The sequence below is a fragment of the Streptomyces kurssanovii genome, from assembly GCF_040677245.1.
In the GTDB taxonomy this organism is placed as follows: Bacteria; Actinomycetota; Actinomycetes; order Streptomycetales; family Streptomycetaceae; genus Streptomyces; species Streptomyces kurssanovii.
This window is the reverse complement of sequence record NZ_JBFAQK010000060.1, coordinates 16,543-31,003: the sequence shown is the minus strand read 5'-3', so window position 1 is coordinate 31,003 and position 14,461 is coordinate 16,543. Positions and strand designations below refer to the sequence as shown.

The following is a 14,461-nucleotide window of genomic DNA, read 5'->3' as shown; positions in this document are numbered from 1 at the left end:
GCGTGAGAAATCCGGCAGATCAAACCGGGACAACCCCGAACGGAACCGCCCGCACGGTCCATTCACCGGGCGCTGCCCAACAATCCGGTCTCGGCATCGGTGGCCCGTACCGCTGCGTTCTCGGCCGGGCATCAGGGAGGCCGGGGCGGGAGCCTGAGCTCCTGACCTCCGGCCTCGCCGACGCGGGACGTTACGCGGCCCGATCGTCAGCGCAGATCGAACTCGCCGTCGCGGGCGCCCATGACGAAAGCGCGCCACTCGGCTTCCGTGTAACGCAGGACCGTGTCGTGGTCCAGGGACGATCGCATCGCGACGGCACCGCCGGGAAGATGGGCGATCTCCACGCGCTCCTCGTCCGGGCTCGTGCCGGGGGCGCCGTGCCACTCGGCTCCGGAGATGTCGAGGGCGTACAGCTCGTCCTTCTCCTGCTGGCTCCCCATGGTTCAACTTCCTTTCGGTATCAGCCGAGATGAACGCGCCCCTACGCCGAAGGGGCGGCGGACAGCGGAGTGCCTCACGCCTTCGCCTACGGCATCCTAGGTCAGCTCGGCCACCGAGGTGGGCGTCCATCGGACTGTCCACCTGGGAGGGTGACACCGGAGAAAGCGGCCCGTCCGGCGCCCGGCTGTCAGTCCATCCGGCGGGCAACCCCGAGGAGGCCGGTCTCCGCGTCCGTACCGCTTGTCAGCACCCACTGGCGTTCACGACCGGAGCACCACAGGGTCACACCGTCCGCGAGAGTCGGCAGGGCGTCGCTCTCGCCCTTGGTCAGACCCAGGATCCGTCCGATCTGTGCGGCTTCCTGCGGTGAGACCCGCTGGATGCCCACCATGGTCGAGTCCCGCAGGAGCCGGGGGGCCACCGGGCTCAGGTAGGGCAGCAGCGTCAGTACGGACTGCCACGGTGACGAGACGACGCGACCGCGCGGGGGCCGCATGCCACAGTCCCGCACCACGACCACGGGGCTTCCCACCGTCGCACCCATCGGCGGGACGCGGCCCACGTCGTGGAGCGTGATGCACTGCAGGCCGGCACCCGCCGCCTGCGCCAGAGTGGTCCACTCCTGGGGGCGGCCCGTTTCCACGGCCACCCGGGCGCCCGTGCCCGCCGCGCGCAGTGCCAGCACCTGCGCAGTCCACAGACCGCCGATCAGAAGCACCTCGTACGGAGTCGAACGGTGGAAGCCCACGATCTGCGGGCGGCCCTCCGCGTCGTCACCGATCACGACGCCGTCGTCGCCGACCGGCAGAGAGAGGGCCCCGAGGTGATCAGCGACCATCGTGTGTCCGGCGTGACGCGGGCCGAGAACGCCCCGCAGGCCTCGCTTCGTTGTGGACCGGGCCATCAGCGGGCACCTCCCAGCGGCATCGTGGCCAGCACACCGGGCAGCTGTTCCCGGTCGAGGCGTACCAGGCCGACCTTCGCGGAACGTGCCGCCTGCTCCAGTGCCCGCCGGACGCCGACCAGTTCGGTGTCGGAGCCCCCGGTGACACGTACGTGCCCGCCCACGTCGATGGTCCCCTGCCGTGCGCCACGGCGCACCGTGAGACTGAAGGTCGTCGCGTAGGCCGGAGCCGCGGTGAGCAGCGACACCAGCTTCGGCAGCGGCGTCGCGCCACGGCCCAGGACCGGCCAGCGGCCCACCGCGTAGGTGGTGTGCCACCGGTCGTCGCACCGCCAGACACGTGCCGTCTCCGCTGTACGCCGCTGCGGTGCCGCGTCCGGACCGCCGGGACGGGTCGCCAGCCGGGGGCTCGCGCATGCGGCAGTAGCCATGGTGGAGTTCAGCTCCTCCTGGTCAAGTACCACTGCCTGGAAGCCGGCACCGGTGATACGGCTCGCCACGTGGTCCGCCATGCGAACCAGGCATCGCTGGGCGCCTGCGACGCCGCCGCCACGTGCCTCGATCGCCTCCCGGCAGAGTTCCGGATCGAGTTTGACCGCCACCCACGTCATCCGCAGTGCGGGTGCGCCGGTCCGCTCCTGAAGCGGGGCGTAGGAGAGCCGGGCCACCGACTGCTGCGGCAGATGCGGCGCGGGGGCCGAACGCACCTGCTGGACCAACTGCGCCGACTCCAGGGCGATGTCGTCCACTTCGAGAGCGTCACCGAGCAGGGACAGGGGCAGCGCGCGGGCTCCGGCGGCCGGGCGCAGCGCCGCCCCGCTCGCCTCCACCCGCACCACCGCGGTCAGGAACGTGCCGTCACCGAGCATGCCGACGGTGCGGCGCTCGCGGTCGACGTAGGGGAACGGCCGGATCCCCGGCACCCCTTCCACGACGGGGGCGAGCGAGACGTCCACATCCGCCGCGGAAGGGGCAGAGGCCCGCTTGCGGGAACGCAGGGCCACAACCGTGGCGAGCCAGTCCGGCAGGGCATGACCGCGGCGGCGGATCACTGCCAGCAGTACCAGCACGGACGCCACGGAGCAGGTCGGGATCAGCCAGAGACCACCGAGCGCGAAACCCACGGCCGCCATCGCCAGCCCCGCCTCGACGAGCACCAACTGCCGCAGTTCGACAGGTCCCACACGGCTGGTGCGGGAAAGGGGACGGAGGGTGGTCGTCGCCGGGACGGCCTGCGGCGCAGCGGTGGAAGGCGCGCCATTGCGGCGTTGCCGTCGGGAATTGCCGGAGGCTCGAGCGGGAGTCCGCCCACTTCGCGTGCGAGTCGCGGTACTCATCGCCGCGTTGCCCCCTCGTGTCCGTAATTACCAGAATCCAATGGACGTTGACCGGGCGATCACCCTACCTGAGCAGTGGGGCGCAAGCGCCAGCAGGCATAGTAGGGGGCGGTTACGACGGCAGGGCCCTCTCGATGATGTGGGAACCTGGTCGCCCAGCGGGGAGAGGGACAGCGGACAGATGGCATCACGACGGGACGAACTCAACGCCTACACCTTCGCGAAGCGAAGGCTCGTTGCGCAGTTCCTCCAGCCGAATGCGACAGGATCCGAGGAGGGAGCTCCGCGTCCTCTCCGCGCGGTCTTTCCGGGCGCCATCGTCGGTGTGGTGATTCTGGCCATTTTCGGGGCGTGGGGAATGTTCAAGCCCGTCGCGCCCAAGAACTGGAACGCTCCCGGCGAGAACGTCATCATCGCCAGCAAATCGACCACCCGCTACGTGGTGTTGAAGACGGACGGCAAGACACAGCTCCACCCGGTGCTGAACATGTCCTCCGCCCGGCTTCTGCTCAACCCTGACAAGGGCAAGGTCATCAACGTCGACGAGTCGGTCCTCGACAGCGGCAAGATCCCGCACGGAGCCACCCTGGGCATTCCTTACGCGCCCGACCGGCTCCCGGACGCGAAGCAGGCAGGGGCCGCCAAACGATGGGCGGTGTGCGAGAGGCCGGGCGAGGGCGGCCGGGCCATCCAGAAGGCGGCGTTCGTCTTCGCCGAGCGCGAGCAGAACAGGACCGAGGGGACCAACCGCCTCACCGGCGGCGAGCTCATCTACGCAGAAGGCCCGGACAAGGTCCGGTATGTGATCGATGCCGCCGGCACGGCCTACCCGGTAGCGGACGACGAACTGCTCCTGCGTCAGCTGGTCGGCCAGGGCAGGGTGCCCCAGCGGGTGTCCACGGCGTGGCTGGACACCCTGCACAAGGGCGATGAGATCGCCTTCCCGAAGATCCCCGGAGTACCCGGCGAGGCCGCCGGTGTCCCGGGGGACCTGGCCCCCGACGCGAACAGGGTGGGTATGGTCCTCACCGCCACCGACGGCACCAGGGACCAGCAGTACGTGGTGCTGCCCGGCCGGGTCGCCCCCGTCTCCGACCTGATCGCCAAGCTCCTGCTCAACAGCAAGGACCTCATCGGCCTCGGACAGGCCGGCAAGGTGAAGTCGGTGAGCGCCGGCGCCTTCCAGCCCGGTCAGGCCTTCGGGCAGGACAAGAAGTGGCCGCAACCCGCCCCGGAAGCCGTGAACTCGGCGAGCACTGCGGACGGCAGCCGTAACACCGTGTGCAACGTCCTGCGCAAGGTGGACGAGGACAACGGCACCACGACCCTCAGCACCTGGGCCGGGACCTCGTTCCCGGCGACTCTCCCGACGGGCGCGAGCAGTGCCTACGTCACCCCCGGATCGGGCCAGCTCTTCCGGCAGTTCACGGGGTCCACGACCAGCTCCGGCTTCCTCTTCCTCGTCACCGACACAGGGCTGCGCTACGCCATGCAGTCCAACGGCGACACCGTGGCCGACGACTCCGGCATCGGTTCCTCCGGTTCCGAGGAGGAGAAGCAGAAGCGCCTCCAGGAGGCGCAGCAGGCCCAGAGCCGACTCGGCTACAAGGACGTGCAGCCGCTGCCCGTGCCCGCCGCCTGGTCGTCCTTCCTGCCGACCGGCCCCCGATTGTCGACCGGCGCCGCCCGCCAGCCGCAGGGCTCGTGAGGACGGGGCCGACGTGACATCCATCAAAAGGCGCCTGCTCGCGTCCGCGGCCGCCACGGCGGTCGCCCTCATCGGTCTGCCGACGACCCCGGCCGTCGCCGACTCACCGGGCCAGTGCACCTACCCGAACAAGAAGTACGAAGGCCGGCCCTGGGCCCTGCAGCGGGTCCTTCTCGACGAACTGTGGAAGCAGTCCACGGGCAAGGGCGTCCGGGTCGCCGTCATCGACACGGGCGTCGACACGAGGCACCCGCAGCTCCGTCCCGCCGTCGACGCCGGGAGCGGCAAGAACCTGTTGCCCAAGAAGCTGAAGGACGCGAACGGCAACGAGATCGAGCGCGGCAAGGAGAACGGCACCACCGACGTCGTCGGCCACGGCACCAAGGTCGCCGGCATCATCGCCGCCCGGCCCGGGAAGGGAACCGGCTTCGTGGGCCTGGCCCCCGACGCCACGATCATCCCGATCCAGCAGAACGACGCCGACGGGCACGGGACGGCGAAGACGCTCGCCGAGGCCATCGACTACGCGGTGGACCAGAAGGCGGGTGTCATCAACATCTCCCAGGACACCGCGAACGCCGTCGAGCCGACCCCCCTGCTCAAGCAGGCCGTCGACCGGGCCCTCGCCGAAGAGGTGGTGATCGTGGCCTCGGCGGGCAACGACGGTCTCGGTGGCAACGTCAAGAAGACCTATCCGGCGTCGTACGACGGCGTGCTCGCCGTCGCCTCGTCCGACCGCAACAACGAACGAGCCGCCTTCTCCCAGTCGGGCGACTTCGTCGGCATCGCCGCCCCGGGTGTGGACATCATCACAACCGTGCCGGGCGGCGGTCACTGCGCCGACAACGGCACCAGCTTCTCCGCGCCCTACGTCGCGGCAGTCGCGGCCCTCGTCAAGAGCAAACACACGGACTGGGAGCAGGAGCAGATCGTCGCCCAGCTCCAGCAGACGGCGGAACGCTCCACGGCGGGCCCGGACCGGCTGGTGGGATGGGGCGTCGTCGATCCGGTCCGCGCGCTGACGGAGGACGACAAGCCGATCGAGAAGCCCGTCGCCGGCGGAGGCATGACCAACGCCGAGGCCCCCACCCCCGCCGAACTCCACATGGGCGAGACCCCGGATGAACGCAACGCCCGCCTCGCGACGTACGTGATCGTGGGCGGCGGCGTCCTGGTCGCGGCCATCGCCGGCGGCGCGGTCGCCCTACGGGACTCACGGCGCCGGTCGAGGCGATCGGTCGCGGGAGGCGCAACGTGACGAGAACGACGCCTTCCGGTTGCAACCGCACAGGGAAGCGCGACGTCTCATCCAGGAAACGTTGTACGGGGTAAGCCACTTGGGCCTGTCATGGCCAGTGACTAGAGTGGTTGCAACGCAATCGCCAGGACGGCGAGTCACCACGATCGCAATGTATGACCAGGCTGGAGCAAACGGGGAGGAACGGGCATCGTGCTCGAGGCAGTTGGTGGGGGCGGCGGAGCAGGCGACCTCGAGCGCGGGCTCGGCGCTCTGAAGGACTTCCACAAAAAGGTGATAGCGCTCCTCAGCGAGCTGGAAGGCAGCCCCGGCAGCAGCACGAAGGTCGCTCAGGCGACCGTCACCCGTGCTTCTTTCGGCTCGGGCGCACTCCAGTTCCCCGAGGCGGACGACTTCTTCTCCGAGTATCAGCGCGTTCATCAGTCGATCGTCAGACTGTCCAAGCAGCTGGGTGACCAGATCGAGGCCCTCAGCATCGCCGTCCACGGTGCCGACGTCGGATACGGCAACCTTGAGGAAGATCTCCGCCATCGTTTCTACGCCATCCAGGCGCGCCTGGACAAGGAGCGGGAGAAGCAGCAGGAGCAGCGCGAGAAGGACCAGCCGAACGGGCAGCAGCAGCCCCGCGACGACGACAAGTCCCTGCCCACGGACATGGGGTGACGTTCCATGAGTGACGAGAAGCAGCCGGCGACACCGCCGCAGCCGCCCAAGGAGCCGCAGACGGCGGCCGAGCACATCGCGGACCAGCAGAAGTCCGTGGAAGCGGTCAAGCAGAATCTGACGACCACCGACGGCGTCGTCAAGGTCATCGACAAACTCCCCTCGATATTCGGTCTCAACCGAAACGGCGGGAACTTCTTCGGCTCGTCCAGCTTCGAGAACACCGACCTCAACCGCATGCTCGACATCCTCGACAGCGCGGTACCGAGCGAACTGGAAAACGCCGGCGACGCCCTGCAGAAGGCGAACGAGGCCCTCAACAAGGCGGCCAAGGAGCTCGACGAGTTCGTCAGGAAGACGGACTGGAAGGGCGAGGGCGCCACCGCTTTCCAGAAGTACAGCGCCGATTTGGTCCAGCACGCGTGGGACGTCAGCAAGTACGCCAACACCGTCGGCGCCCAGATGAAGGTCGCCAGCACGGGGCTCACCACGGTGCGCAACTCCAAGCCCCCGCGCGACAGCCGGTCCGTGGAGAAGCGGCCGCATCAGTTCTCCGAGGCGGAGAAGACACCGGACAACCCGGATTACCAGAAGGCCGTCGCGGTGGAGAAGGACCGCCAGGAGGCCATCAACCTGATGAACCGCCTGGCGTCCTACTACGCGGTTTCGCGCGGGACGCTGGCGAGCCAGCCGGAGCCGCAGCTTCCGGAGGGGCTGAAGGCGGCGGTGCCGCGGCCGCGGGTCGGTTTGGAGGAGAATTCTTCCACCGGAGAGGCGAAATCCGAGACGGCGCGCTCTTTTACGCGGGATGCGTCGATGACCCGTTCGGAAGAGACTGGGTCGCGAGGCGAGGTCGTTCGGGAGTCCCTCGGACCTGTGGTGGGGCCCCGGACCCCCGACACGTCCATGGTCATCGACAGCGTGGCGCCACCGCAGTCGCCGACGGTCCCCACCGGCCCGACGACCGCGCCGCCTGTCACGGGGCCGACAGGACAAACGAACACCACGCCGCCGTTCGTGCCCGGCATTCCCGCGAACTCGGTCAAAAGCACTGCCAAGGCCACGGGGCGCCCAGGAGCTCCGCGTATTCCTGGCGGCCCGAACCCCATTGCCACGGGACGCACCGGCCAGACGAACGGCGGCACGCCACCTATGGGTCGCACAGCGACCGGCGGCCGCCCCGGAATTCCCAGTACCGGTCCTACGGCGACCGGCCGTTCCGGCGAGATGATGGGCCGTCCGACAGCCACAGGAGGTCCTGCCGGCCGAGCGGGCGGCCCCACCCCGACGGGGCAAGGCCCCATGGCAGGGCGCCCCACAACCACGGGACAGCCCGGGACCGGCCGTGCGGGCACATCGGGGCCCACGGGTACGCGAGGCCGTGCCGACGGGATCATCGGCGGAACTCCGCAGCGAGCGACAACGGCCTCGTCGGGCCCCAGAGTTCCACGAGGAAACGTCATCGGCGCCGACGGCCCGGCGCAAGGCCGCTCCTCGGCCGCTCGGCCCGGCCAGTCGGGTGTCGTCGGTGGATCCGCGGCCCAGCCTGGGCAGCGTCCCGCAAGGCCGGGGCCTTCCGGTCCCGGTGGCGTCGTAGGAACTCCCCGCGACACGAACCGAGGCCCGCGCCCTGGTGCGGGCGGATACACGACGGGCGGGGCGGCTGTCCTTGGCGGCAGACGTAATCAGCGCCGCCCCGAGGACGACCAGGACAACACGGACGCCACGCGGCCGGACTACCTGACCGAAGACGAAGAGACGTGGGCGGCCAGGCGCCGTCCTGCCGCGCCCCCGGTGATCGAGTGAGTACACGAAAGGTTCGGAAGTCGGGATGACCTCAAGGAAGAACCGGGTGGGGGGCTTTGGCGTCTCCGGCCTTCGCGGGGCCACGCTCTGTGCCCTGGCTACGGCGATGGTGTGGAGCGCCGGTGCTGTCGGGTTCGCCGCGCCGGCGTCCGCAGAGGACATGCGGTCGAAGCAGTGGTACCTCGAAGCCATGGACGCGGAGAAGATCTGGAAGACCGCGACCGGAGAAGGCATCAAGGTTGCGGTCATCGACTCGGGAGTGAATCCTGACACGCCTTCCCTCAAGGGCAAGGTACTCAAGGGCCTTGATGCCACGGACGCGGCCGGTGAAGCAACGGACGACTACACGGGGCACGGCACGACCATGGCCGAACTCATCGCGGGCAGTGGAGAGGGCGGAGGGCTTCACGGGCTTGCCCCCGGGGCCGAGATCATGCCCATGCGTATCGTCGCTAAGGGCTTCAAGCCCAAGAAGGTGAATGAAGCGAGCATCGCCACGGCCATCCGTGCCGCGGCCGACAGTGATGCGCACATCATTTCCATGTCCATCGGAAGCGAGTTCCGGGATGATGTGGAACACGAGGCGATCAAATACGCGCAGAGCAAGGGGAAGCTGCTCATCGCCGCAGCCGGGAACAGCGGGGACGAGGACAACAAGCCTTCGTATCCCGCAAAGTATCCAGAGGTCGTGGGCGTGACAGCCGCAAGCCCCGAGGGTGAGGTGGACGACTATTCTCATCACGGTGCCCTTGTGGATCTGGCCGCACCTGGTAGCGACATCCCCAAGTGGTGTGATGCGACCTTCACCCGCTACTGCGACGGTAGCGACGGAACCAGCGCCGCCACCGCAATCGCCTCCGCCTCCGCCGCGCTGATCTGGTCGGCCCACCCCGAGTGGACCGCGAACCAGGTCCTCCGTGTCATGTTCGAGTCCGCCGGCGCGGGCAAGGACGGCAACAAGAAGACCCTGAGCAACTACTACGGGCACGGAGTCGTCCGACCCGGCGCCCACATCAACCGGGGCCTCGGCAAGCCGGGTGACGCGAACATCAGCCCGCTCACCAACAAGCCGACCGGCAGCGCCTCCTCGCCGGCCTCCTCCCAGCCCTCTGCACCGGCTTCGTCACAAGCCCCTGAGGGCAAGCCCGGAGCCGACGCCGCCGTGGCAGGCTCCAGTACGAAGACCGAGGACGACAGCCAACTCGGCCTCGCCATCGGCGGGGCTGCGGCTGTCGTCGTCCTCGCAGGAGTCGTCTTCGCCGTCGTACGGAAGCGTCGAAGCGCCTGACCTGACCATCAGACCTTCGCCTCAAGTCCGGCGCCACTCGTCAACGCCTGGTGGCGCGCAACTCAGCCGGTCACAACGGTAATTCAGAAGGGAACGCAACTGTGTCTCAGGGCCAGCGGCTTACAGACCAGCAAGTAGCGCAGCTCGAGAAGGAGCTGTTCGAGAAGTTCACCTCGCTCAAGGGCCAGCTCCAGCAGATCCAGGGCACGATCGACAGCCTTGAGGGTCAGTGGAAGGGTATCGGCGCCGGGGCCTTCAACTCGAAGCAGGAAGAGATCAACACCTCCATGGTGCGTCTCGGCAACATCCTTGCGAAGTTCCTCGAGGCGACGAGCCAGTCGAGGAAGATCAAGGACGGCACGGAGGACGACGTCCGTGCTGCGGTGCAGAGCATCAACGTCGACCTCGGCGTCGGCACGACTGCGAAGTCGAACCTCAGCAGCCTCTAGTACCACTGGGCGGGCGGGCTCTCGGCATACCGGGAGCCGAATGACAACAACAGGTGAGATGAGGGAATCATGGGCATGAACTCGTACGACGAGCTCGTCGTCAAGTACGGAGCTCTCGACGCGACGGCGACTGTGCTCGGCAACCAGGCCAAGAAGCTCGAAGAGGACCTGGCGTCCATCAAGAGGGCCATGGCCAGTGTCGCTGCCGGCTGGGAGGGCGAGGCGCACACCGCCTACGTCCAGGAGCAGGTGAAGTGGGACAAGGAAGCCGCGGACATCCACCGTGCGCTCATGCAGATCACCCAGGTCGTCTCCAACGCGGGCGGCGACTACATGGGTGGCGACAAGCGGGCGGCCGGCTACTTCGCGTGATGCTGTCGACTTCCGTCGAGGACGCAGAACGTTGATCAGGGTGGGCACGCGCGAGGGGTGCCCACCCTGATTCGTCCCGACGAACGAGAGACCCCGGGAGCCGCACAGGCGGCTCCCGGGGTCTCTGCCGTTCGTTCAGACGCAGAGCACGCGGCCCGGCCTCATGACGCGGCCCCCGTGCAGGCCTTCGAGTCGGCGACGGACTTGGAGTAGGCGAGCAGCAGGTCCTTCGCCGCGTCGGCGTCCGCGAGCTTCTCGTCGTGGATGAGGATTCTGACGAAGAGCTGATTCAGGTCGGGATGGTCCTTGGCGGCCACGGGGCACGGAATGCGGCGCGCACCGCCTCGTTCGGACCACATGTAGGTCCCGTCCTCGCTGGTGTGGTCGTCGAGGTCGAGGTACGGGTTGCTGCGAGCCACTTTGCTCACGGAAGGCTCGTCCGTCCACTCGGAGAAGGCGGCGATCACTGTCGCGCCGTCGACGTTGACCCGACAGTGGGTTGCACCCACCTCTCGCGACCGTGCTTTGGCCTCCAGGGTCTTGCCGCTCTTGGGCAGAATTGCGTCCAGCACAGCGGTGGGCACCGGGGTGCCGCAGAGATCCGACGGCACGGCGAAAGACCGCTTTTCCTCCGGCTGCGAGCAGGCGGTGAGGGCCAGTGCGAGAGCGGCCACTGGCAGATGGGAAAGCAGCAGTCGCGTTCTCCGCTGTCCCGGAGCAGGCGCGCCCCGTCCGGGGGGAGCAGGCATACGAGGAGGTGTCATGCCGCTGGAACCTCCGTGGTGAGATGGTCCGCCATGCGCTGGGCGTTGGTCGCTGCATCGTTGAAACCGTCGTTGCGGCCCTGGAGGACCCAGTCCGCCACTTGGTTCTGATAGGGAAGGTCATGCGCCTTGGCAGCGTTGATGGCCGCCATTTGACCGTGTTCCGCGCTCAGATCCCTGTTCTTCTCCCAGAGACCGCTCGCTTCCTTGCTGGCTTCCGTCAGCACGTCCGTCTCGGACTGCTGGAAGATGTGCTCAAGGACCATGCTGCTGACAGTCCCGGCGACTCCACCGGCGACTGCTCCGCCCACCGGTGTGGCGATGAAGCTGACGCCGACACCGACGCCGGTTCCGATGGCCCCGGACCACGCGTTCTTCTGCTGCGCGACCGAGTCCGAGAACTCCTTCGCCTCCTTCCCGGCCGGGCCCAGGACGGCTTCCTGCATGCCGATGGCGAGCGATCCGCTGACTTCCCCGGAACTTCGGGCGATCGCCTGAACCGTTTCCTCGGGGGAGTGCGGATAGCGCTGGTCCGCAGGCAGGTCCGGATTGAGGTGGTAGTCCATGAGACTGGCCATGTAGGCCTTCTGGCCGACTTCGACGGCTGCGTTCCCGTCGGGGCTCTGACCCACGGTGACCAGAAGGGCGGTCACGTCCTTGTGCTCGAGCTGGGCCTGGGTGCCCGCGAGGGGGAAGAGTTTGTCGGTGTTCCCGTGCGGATCGTCCGCGAGCGCGCGGTTGATGTCCGGCAGGTACTCGGAGGTGATCTGCCCCACGCTGTCGGACATGTAGGCATGATCCGTGAGTCGCGTCGGGTCGTCCGACACCGACGCCACGAGGTCCGACATGAGACGGGCCTGGCCCTCGTTGTGGGGCTCCGTGTACTGGTTCGGCATCTCACCCGCCGGGTGACCGGTCGTCGCGGCCTCCAGCGCCATCGCCAGGTTGTTGCGCCCCGCGATGCTCTCCTCGCCCTCCTTGTCGAAGTCCCGGGGCCAGTCTCGCTCCTCGAAGAAGTAGTCGAAGTTGCTGAGCGTCCGCCGTTCCTGCTTGCCGTTGTTGTTCGCGTCCTCGGTGAAGTCGTGGTCCTCGTCGTTCGTAAGGAACGTGCCGTTGAAGAAATCGGTAGCCGCGTCAGGGCTGTTGGCGAGGGCCTTGAAGTACCCGGTCATCGGGTCCCAGCCGGAGTCGGTTCCCGTGTGGTTCAGATCGGGATCCATCCCCATGGGCTGCCAGGCGACATGGGCACCGTTGTTGGTGAGCTTCTTCTCCGCCTCGACCAGCTTGTTGCCGTAGTCGTTCAGGAACCTGTCGTCGTAGTCGCCCCACCGCATCAAGTTACTCATGACCTGGCCGCCGAAGGGCATGCCGCCGTTCTTCTCGAGCGGCTTGTCGGCAAAGGCGACGACGTCCCGCTTCCATGTCTCCATGGCAACCGTGTCGCTCTGGCTGGCGGTCGCCAGCGTCAGTCCGAGGTTCTTCTGGAGGTCGGCCATCTGATCACGCCGCTCGCGCGTGAGCTCGGGGTTGATCATGGGCTGGTTCAGGTCGGCCCAGAAATCCAGGGTTCCCTTGCCACCGAGGTTCGTGGCGAAATGCTCGGCGAAGAGGTCGTCGTTGGCGTACTTCTTGAGGCCGGCGTTCAGCAGGTCGAACTCCTTGACCGTGAGGTCTTCGGGGTTCTTCTTGGCGATCTTCGCCAGCGCTTCGGCTTCCTTGAGGGCGGCGTCCGCGGTGTCGCGGTCCTTGTACTTCGCGTCGGAGAACCCGTAGTCCTTGAGGTCCACGAGCGCCTTGAGGGCTTCGGAGCCGGAGGTGTCGGACTCGGTCGCCTTGTCCAGTATGCCTTGGAGCTCGCGGCACAGGTCGTCGACATCGGTCTGGCCGTTGGGCGCCTTCTTGTCCGGGTTCTCCCGGACGGTGAAGCCGCCACCGCTGGGTGTGACGGACAGATTCTTGCCCCGTCCCCGCTCGATCGCTTCTTTGAGCAGGCGCTGCTGGGTCTTCAGCTCGTCGCGCGTGTCCCGCAGGATGTTGTGGATCGACGTTGCCTGGGTGTGCGCGTCGCCGAACTCGCCGGCGGACTTGATGATGAACTCCCGGGAGACTGTCGCGTTGTAGCCTGCCCAGTTCGCCTTGAGCGCCTTGCCCTGCAGGCCGTCCTTGGCGTCCTTCTCGAGCGTCTTCAGCTTGGTGAGCATGCTCGACCAGTCGGTGACCAGGTCGTCGAGCAGTGTGAACTTGGCGGAGTGAAGGTCTTCGAAGTCCATCGGTCAGCCCCTAGTCCTTCTCGTCCTTCTTGTCTTTCTCGCCATAGATCGAGTTCTTCTCACCCGGCGGCGCGTACGACTCGTCGAATCCCTTGTCGAGGGTGTGGATGCTGCTCACATGGCGCTCGATGAAGATCTCGTCCCCGGCGTGAGCGTTCTTCGTGAAGTCCATGTGGTTCGAGATCAGCGCGCAGGCGTCCATGACCGAACCGAGCTGCTTGTCCCAGCGCGAGGAGACGTGCGTCAAAGCCCCGCCGAGAGCGAAGCCCTGGCTCGTCAGGTCGCTGCCCGTGGAATAGGTGTCCGCGACTCGCGCTTCCTTCCACAGCCGGTTGTACAGCTTGAACGCCTCGTCGCCTATGGCCGCCAGGTCCTTCTGATGGACCTGAAGGTCCCCTGTCGGGCCGCCGGCGTTCGGCCGGTCCTCCTCCGGCAAGCCGTTCAGCTGCATCTGCGCCGACGACTGCTTCTCAGCCGCCTGTGTTTTGAGCTGTTCCCACTCGTCCCAAGCCATTTCTTCGCCTTTCCCCTCGTCGGCCGGCTGCCGCAACGGCAGCCGACAAGGCCTCGCTGTCACTCTTCCGTACACGCGCCGTCCGCGGCTTCCGCCCGCAGATCGAAGTTGACCGGTCCCATGGAGTCCGGGACCGGCTGGTTCCGAGAGGGCGTGGCCGTCACCGTCAGGCAGACGGTGGCGTCCTCACCGCTCACGTCGTAGCGCTCCTCGTTGCCGTCCGGCTGCAGCGGGCCCGAGCTCCACGCGAGCCAGGCGGTGGGGTCGTCCTTCTCGGGGCCGCGGAGCTCGGGATCTATCCAGTCACTCCATGTCCCGCTCTCGTCGGTGCCCAGCACCGACGGCTTCGTCACGCCGTCCAGCGTCTGCGCGACCGACCGGACCCGCTCCAGCAACTCGTCGTGGTCCACCCCGTCCGGTGTGACGGTGCGGTACAAGTCGAACGAACCCCAGAAGGCCATGGCCGCGACCGCGAAGCACAGCACGCGCTGGACGACGAAGCCGGCATCGGACGGTTCGTGAGCCGCCGGATCGGCGTGCCGGCGGGCCTGGAAGCGCCACCAGATCGCCCGATGGTTCGCAAACCCCAGGGCCACGAACCCCAGACCGAAGATCGCCATGAAGACGATCAGCGCTGTCATGTCGCTTGCCTTGTCGCGCGAGCCTGTCGCGTCGGGAGGCCGGCCG

Annotated in this window: 14 protein-coding genes; 7 read left to right on the top strand and 7 right to left on the bottom strand. The window is 67.7% G+C overall.

What is annotated here, in order from left to right:
• Window positions 1-206: 206 nt before the first annotated feature.
• The 3 genes from AB0K36_RS29035 to eccE all read right to left on the bottom strand — a co-directional run bounded on the left by AB0K36_RS29035 (window position 207) and on the right by eccE (window position 2,682).
• Window positions 207-440, bottom strand: coding sequence for a DUF397 domain-containing protein (locus tag AB0K36_RS29035; RefSeq protein WP_189473307.1), 234 nt, complete (start codon window positions 438-440; stop codon window positions 207-209).
• 188 nt (window positions 441-628) lie between these two features.
• Entirely contained in the window at window positions 629-1,345 is a 717-nt protein-coding gene (locus tag AB0K36_RS29030; protein WP_364599975.1) for a hypothetical protein, read from the bottom strand.
• A complete protein-coding gene (eccE, locus tag AB0K36_RS29025; protein WP_364599973.1) occupies window positions 1,345-2,682 on the bottom strand; it encodes a type VII secretion protein EccE in 1,338 nt (445 codons plus the stop codon). Before eccE ends, AB0K36_RS29030 begins: the two co-directional genes overlap by 1 nt.
• A 181-nt stretch (window positions 2,683-2,863) precedes the next feature.
• Here eccE and eccB point away from each other — a divergent pair, with 181 nt between their 5' ends.
• The 7 genes from eccB (at window position 2,864) to AB0K36_RS28990 (ending at window position 10,226) form a co-directional block, all read left to right on the top strand.
• Complete coding sequence (gene eccB, locus AB0K36_RS29020) at window positions 2,864-4,390, top strand: type VII secretion protein EccB (RefSeq protein ID WP_364599971.1); 1,527 nt, start codon at window positions 2,864-2,866, stop codon at window positions 4,388-4,390.
• Between the two features lie 13 nt (window positions 4,391-4,403).
• Window positions 4,404-5,648 (top strand): type VII secretion-associated serine protease mycosin, encoded by a 1,245-nt coding sequence (gene mycP / locus AB0K36_RS29015; RefSeq protein WP_364599969.1) that lies wholly within the window; start codon window positions 4,404-4,406, stop codon window positions 5,646-5,648.
• A gap of 192 nt (window positions 5,649-5,840) precedes the next feature.
• Entirely contained in the window at window positions 5,841-6,311 is a 471-nt protein-coding gene (locus tag AB0K36_RS29010) for a DUF2563 family protein (RefSeq protein WP_364599967.1), read from the top strand.
• A gap of 6 nt (window positions 6,312-6,317) precedes the next feature.
• The gene (locus tag AB0K36_RS29005) at window positions 6,318-8,117 is read left to right on the top strand and encodes a hypothetical protein (RefSeq protein ID WP_364599965.1); all 1,800 of its coding nucleotides are present in this window, start codon (window positions 6,318-6,320) and stop codon (window positions 8,115-8,117) included.
• A 25-nt stretch (window positions 8,118-8,142) separates the two neighbouring features.
• Window positions 8,143-9,405 (top strand): S8 family serine peptidase, encoded by a 1,263-nt coding sequence (locus tag AB0K36_RS29000; protein WP_364599963.1) that lies wholly within the window; start codon window positions 8,143-8,145, stop codon window positions 9,403-9,405.
• Between the two features lie 101 nt (window positions 9,406-9,506).
• Window positions 9,507-9,854, top strand: coding sequence for a WXG100 family type VII secretion target (locus AB0K36_RS28995; protein WP_307708583.1), 348 nt, complete (start codon window positions 9,507-9,509; stop codon window positions 9,852-9,854).
• Between the two features lie 69 nt (window positions 9,855-9,923).
• Window positions 9,924-10,226, top strand: coding sequence for a WXG100 family type VII secretion target (locus AB0K36_RS28990; protein ID WP_307708584.1), 303 nt, complete (start codon window positions 9,924-9,926; stop codon window positions 10,224-10,226).
• 161 nt (window positions 10,227-10,387) lie between these two features.
• On the opposite strand, the gene AB0K36_RS28985 is transcribed toward AB0K36_RS28990, so the two are convergent.
• From AB0K36_RS28985 to AB0K36_RS28970, 4 genes are all read right to left on the bottom strand, one after another.
• The gene (locus AB0K36_RS28985) at window positions 10,388-10,900 is read right to left on the bottom strand and encodes a hypothetical protein (protein WP_364599961.1); all 513 of its coding nucleotides are present in this window, start codon (window positions 10,898-10,900) and stop codon (window positions 10,388-10,390) included.
• Between the two features lie 86 nt (window positions 10,901-10,986).
• Entirely contained in the window at window positions 10,987-13,260 is a 2,274-nt protein-coding gene (locus tag AB0K36_RS28980) for a hypothetical protein (RefSeq protein ID WP_364599959.1), read from the bottom strand.
• 10 nt (window positions 13,261-13,270) lie between these two features.
• Window positions 13,271-13,774, bottom strand: coding sequence for a hypothetical protein (locus AB0K36_RS28975; protein WP_364599957.1), 504 nt, complete (start codon window positions 13,772-13,774; stop codon window positions 13,271-13,273).
• Between the two features lie 59 nt (window positions 13,775-13,833).
• Window positions 13,834-14,415 (bottom strand): hypothetical protein, encoded by a 582-nt coding sequence (locus AB0K36_RS28970; RefSeq protein ID WP_364599955.1) that lies wholly within the window; start codon window positions 14,413-14,415, stop codon window positions 13,834-13,836.
• Window positions 14,416-14,461 lie beyond the last annotated feature (46 nt).

Coding starts and splice junctions, on each gene's coding strand:
- AB0K36_RS29000 (WP_364599963.1), top strand. CDS start 8,143: ATGACCTCAAGGAAGAACCGGGTGGGGGGCTTTGGCGTCTCCGGCCTT.
- eccB (WP_364599971.1), top strand. CDS start 2,864: ATGGCATCACGACGGGACGAACTCAACGCCTACACCTTCGCGAAGCGA.
- AB0K36_RS29035 (WP_189473307.1), bottom strand. CDS start 440: ATGGGGAGCCAGCAGGAGAAGGACGAGCTGTACGCCCTCGACATCTCC.
- AB0K36_RS29030 (WP_364599975.1), bottom strand. CDS start 1,345: ATGGCCCGGTCCACAACGAAGCGAGGCCTGCGGGGCGTTCTCGGCCCG.
- AB0K36_RS29005 (WP_364599965.1), top strand. CDS start 6,318: ATGAGTGACGAGAAGCAGCCGGCGACACCGCCGCAGCCGCCCAAGGAG.
- AB0K36_RS28980 (WP_364599959.1), bottom strand. CDS start 13,260: ATGGACTTCGAAGACCTTCACTCCGCCAAGTTCACACTGCTCGACGAC.
- eccE (WP_364599973.1), bottom strand. CDS start 2,682: ATGAGTACCGCGACTCGCACGCGAAGTGGGCGGACTCCCGCTCGAGCC.
- AB0K36_RS28990 (WP_307708584.1), top strand. CDS start 9,924: ATGGGCATGAACTCGTACGACGAGCTCGTCGTCAAGTACGGAGCTCTC.
- AB0K36_RS28975 (WP_364599957.1), bottom strand. CDS start 13,774: ATGGCTTGGGACGAGTGGGAACAGCTCAAAACACAGGCGGCTGAGAAG.
- AB0K36_RS28970 (WP_364599955.1), bottom strand. CDS start 14,415: ATGACAGCGCTGATCGTCTTCATGGCGATCTTCGGTCTGGGGTTCGTG.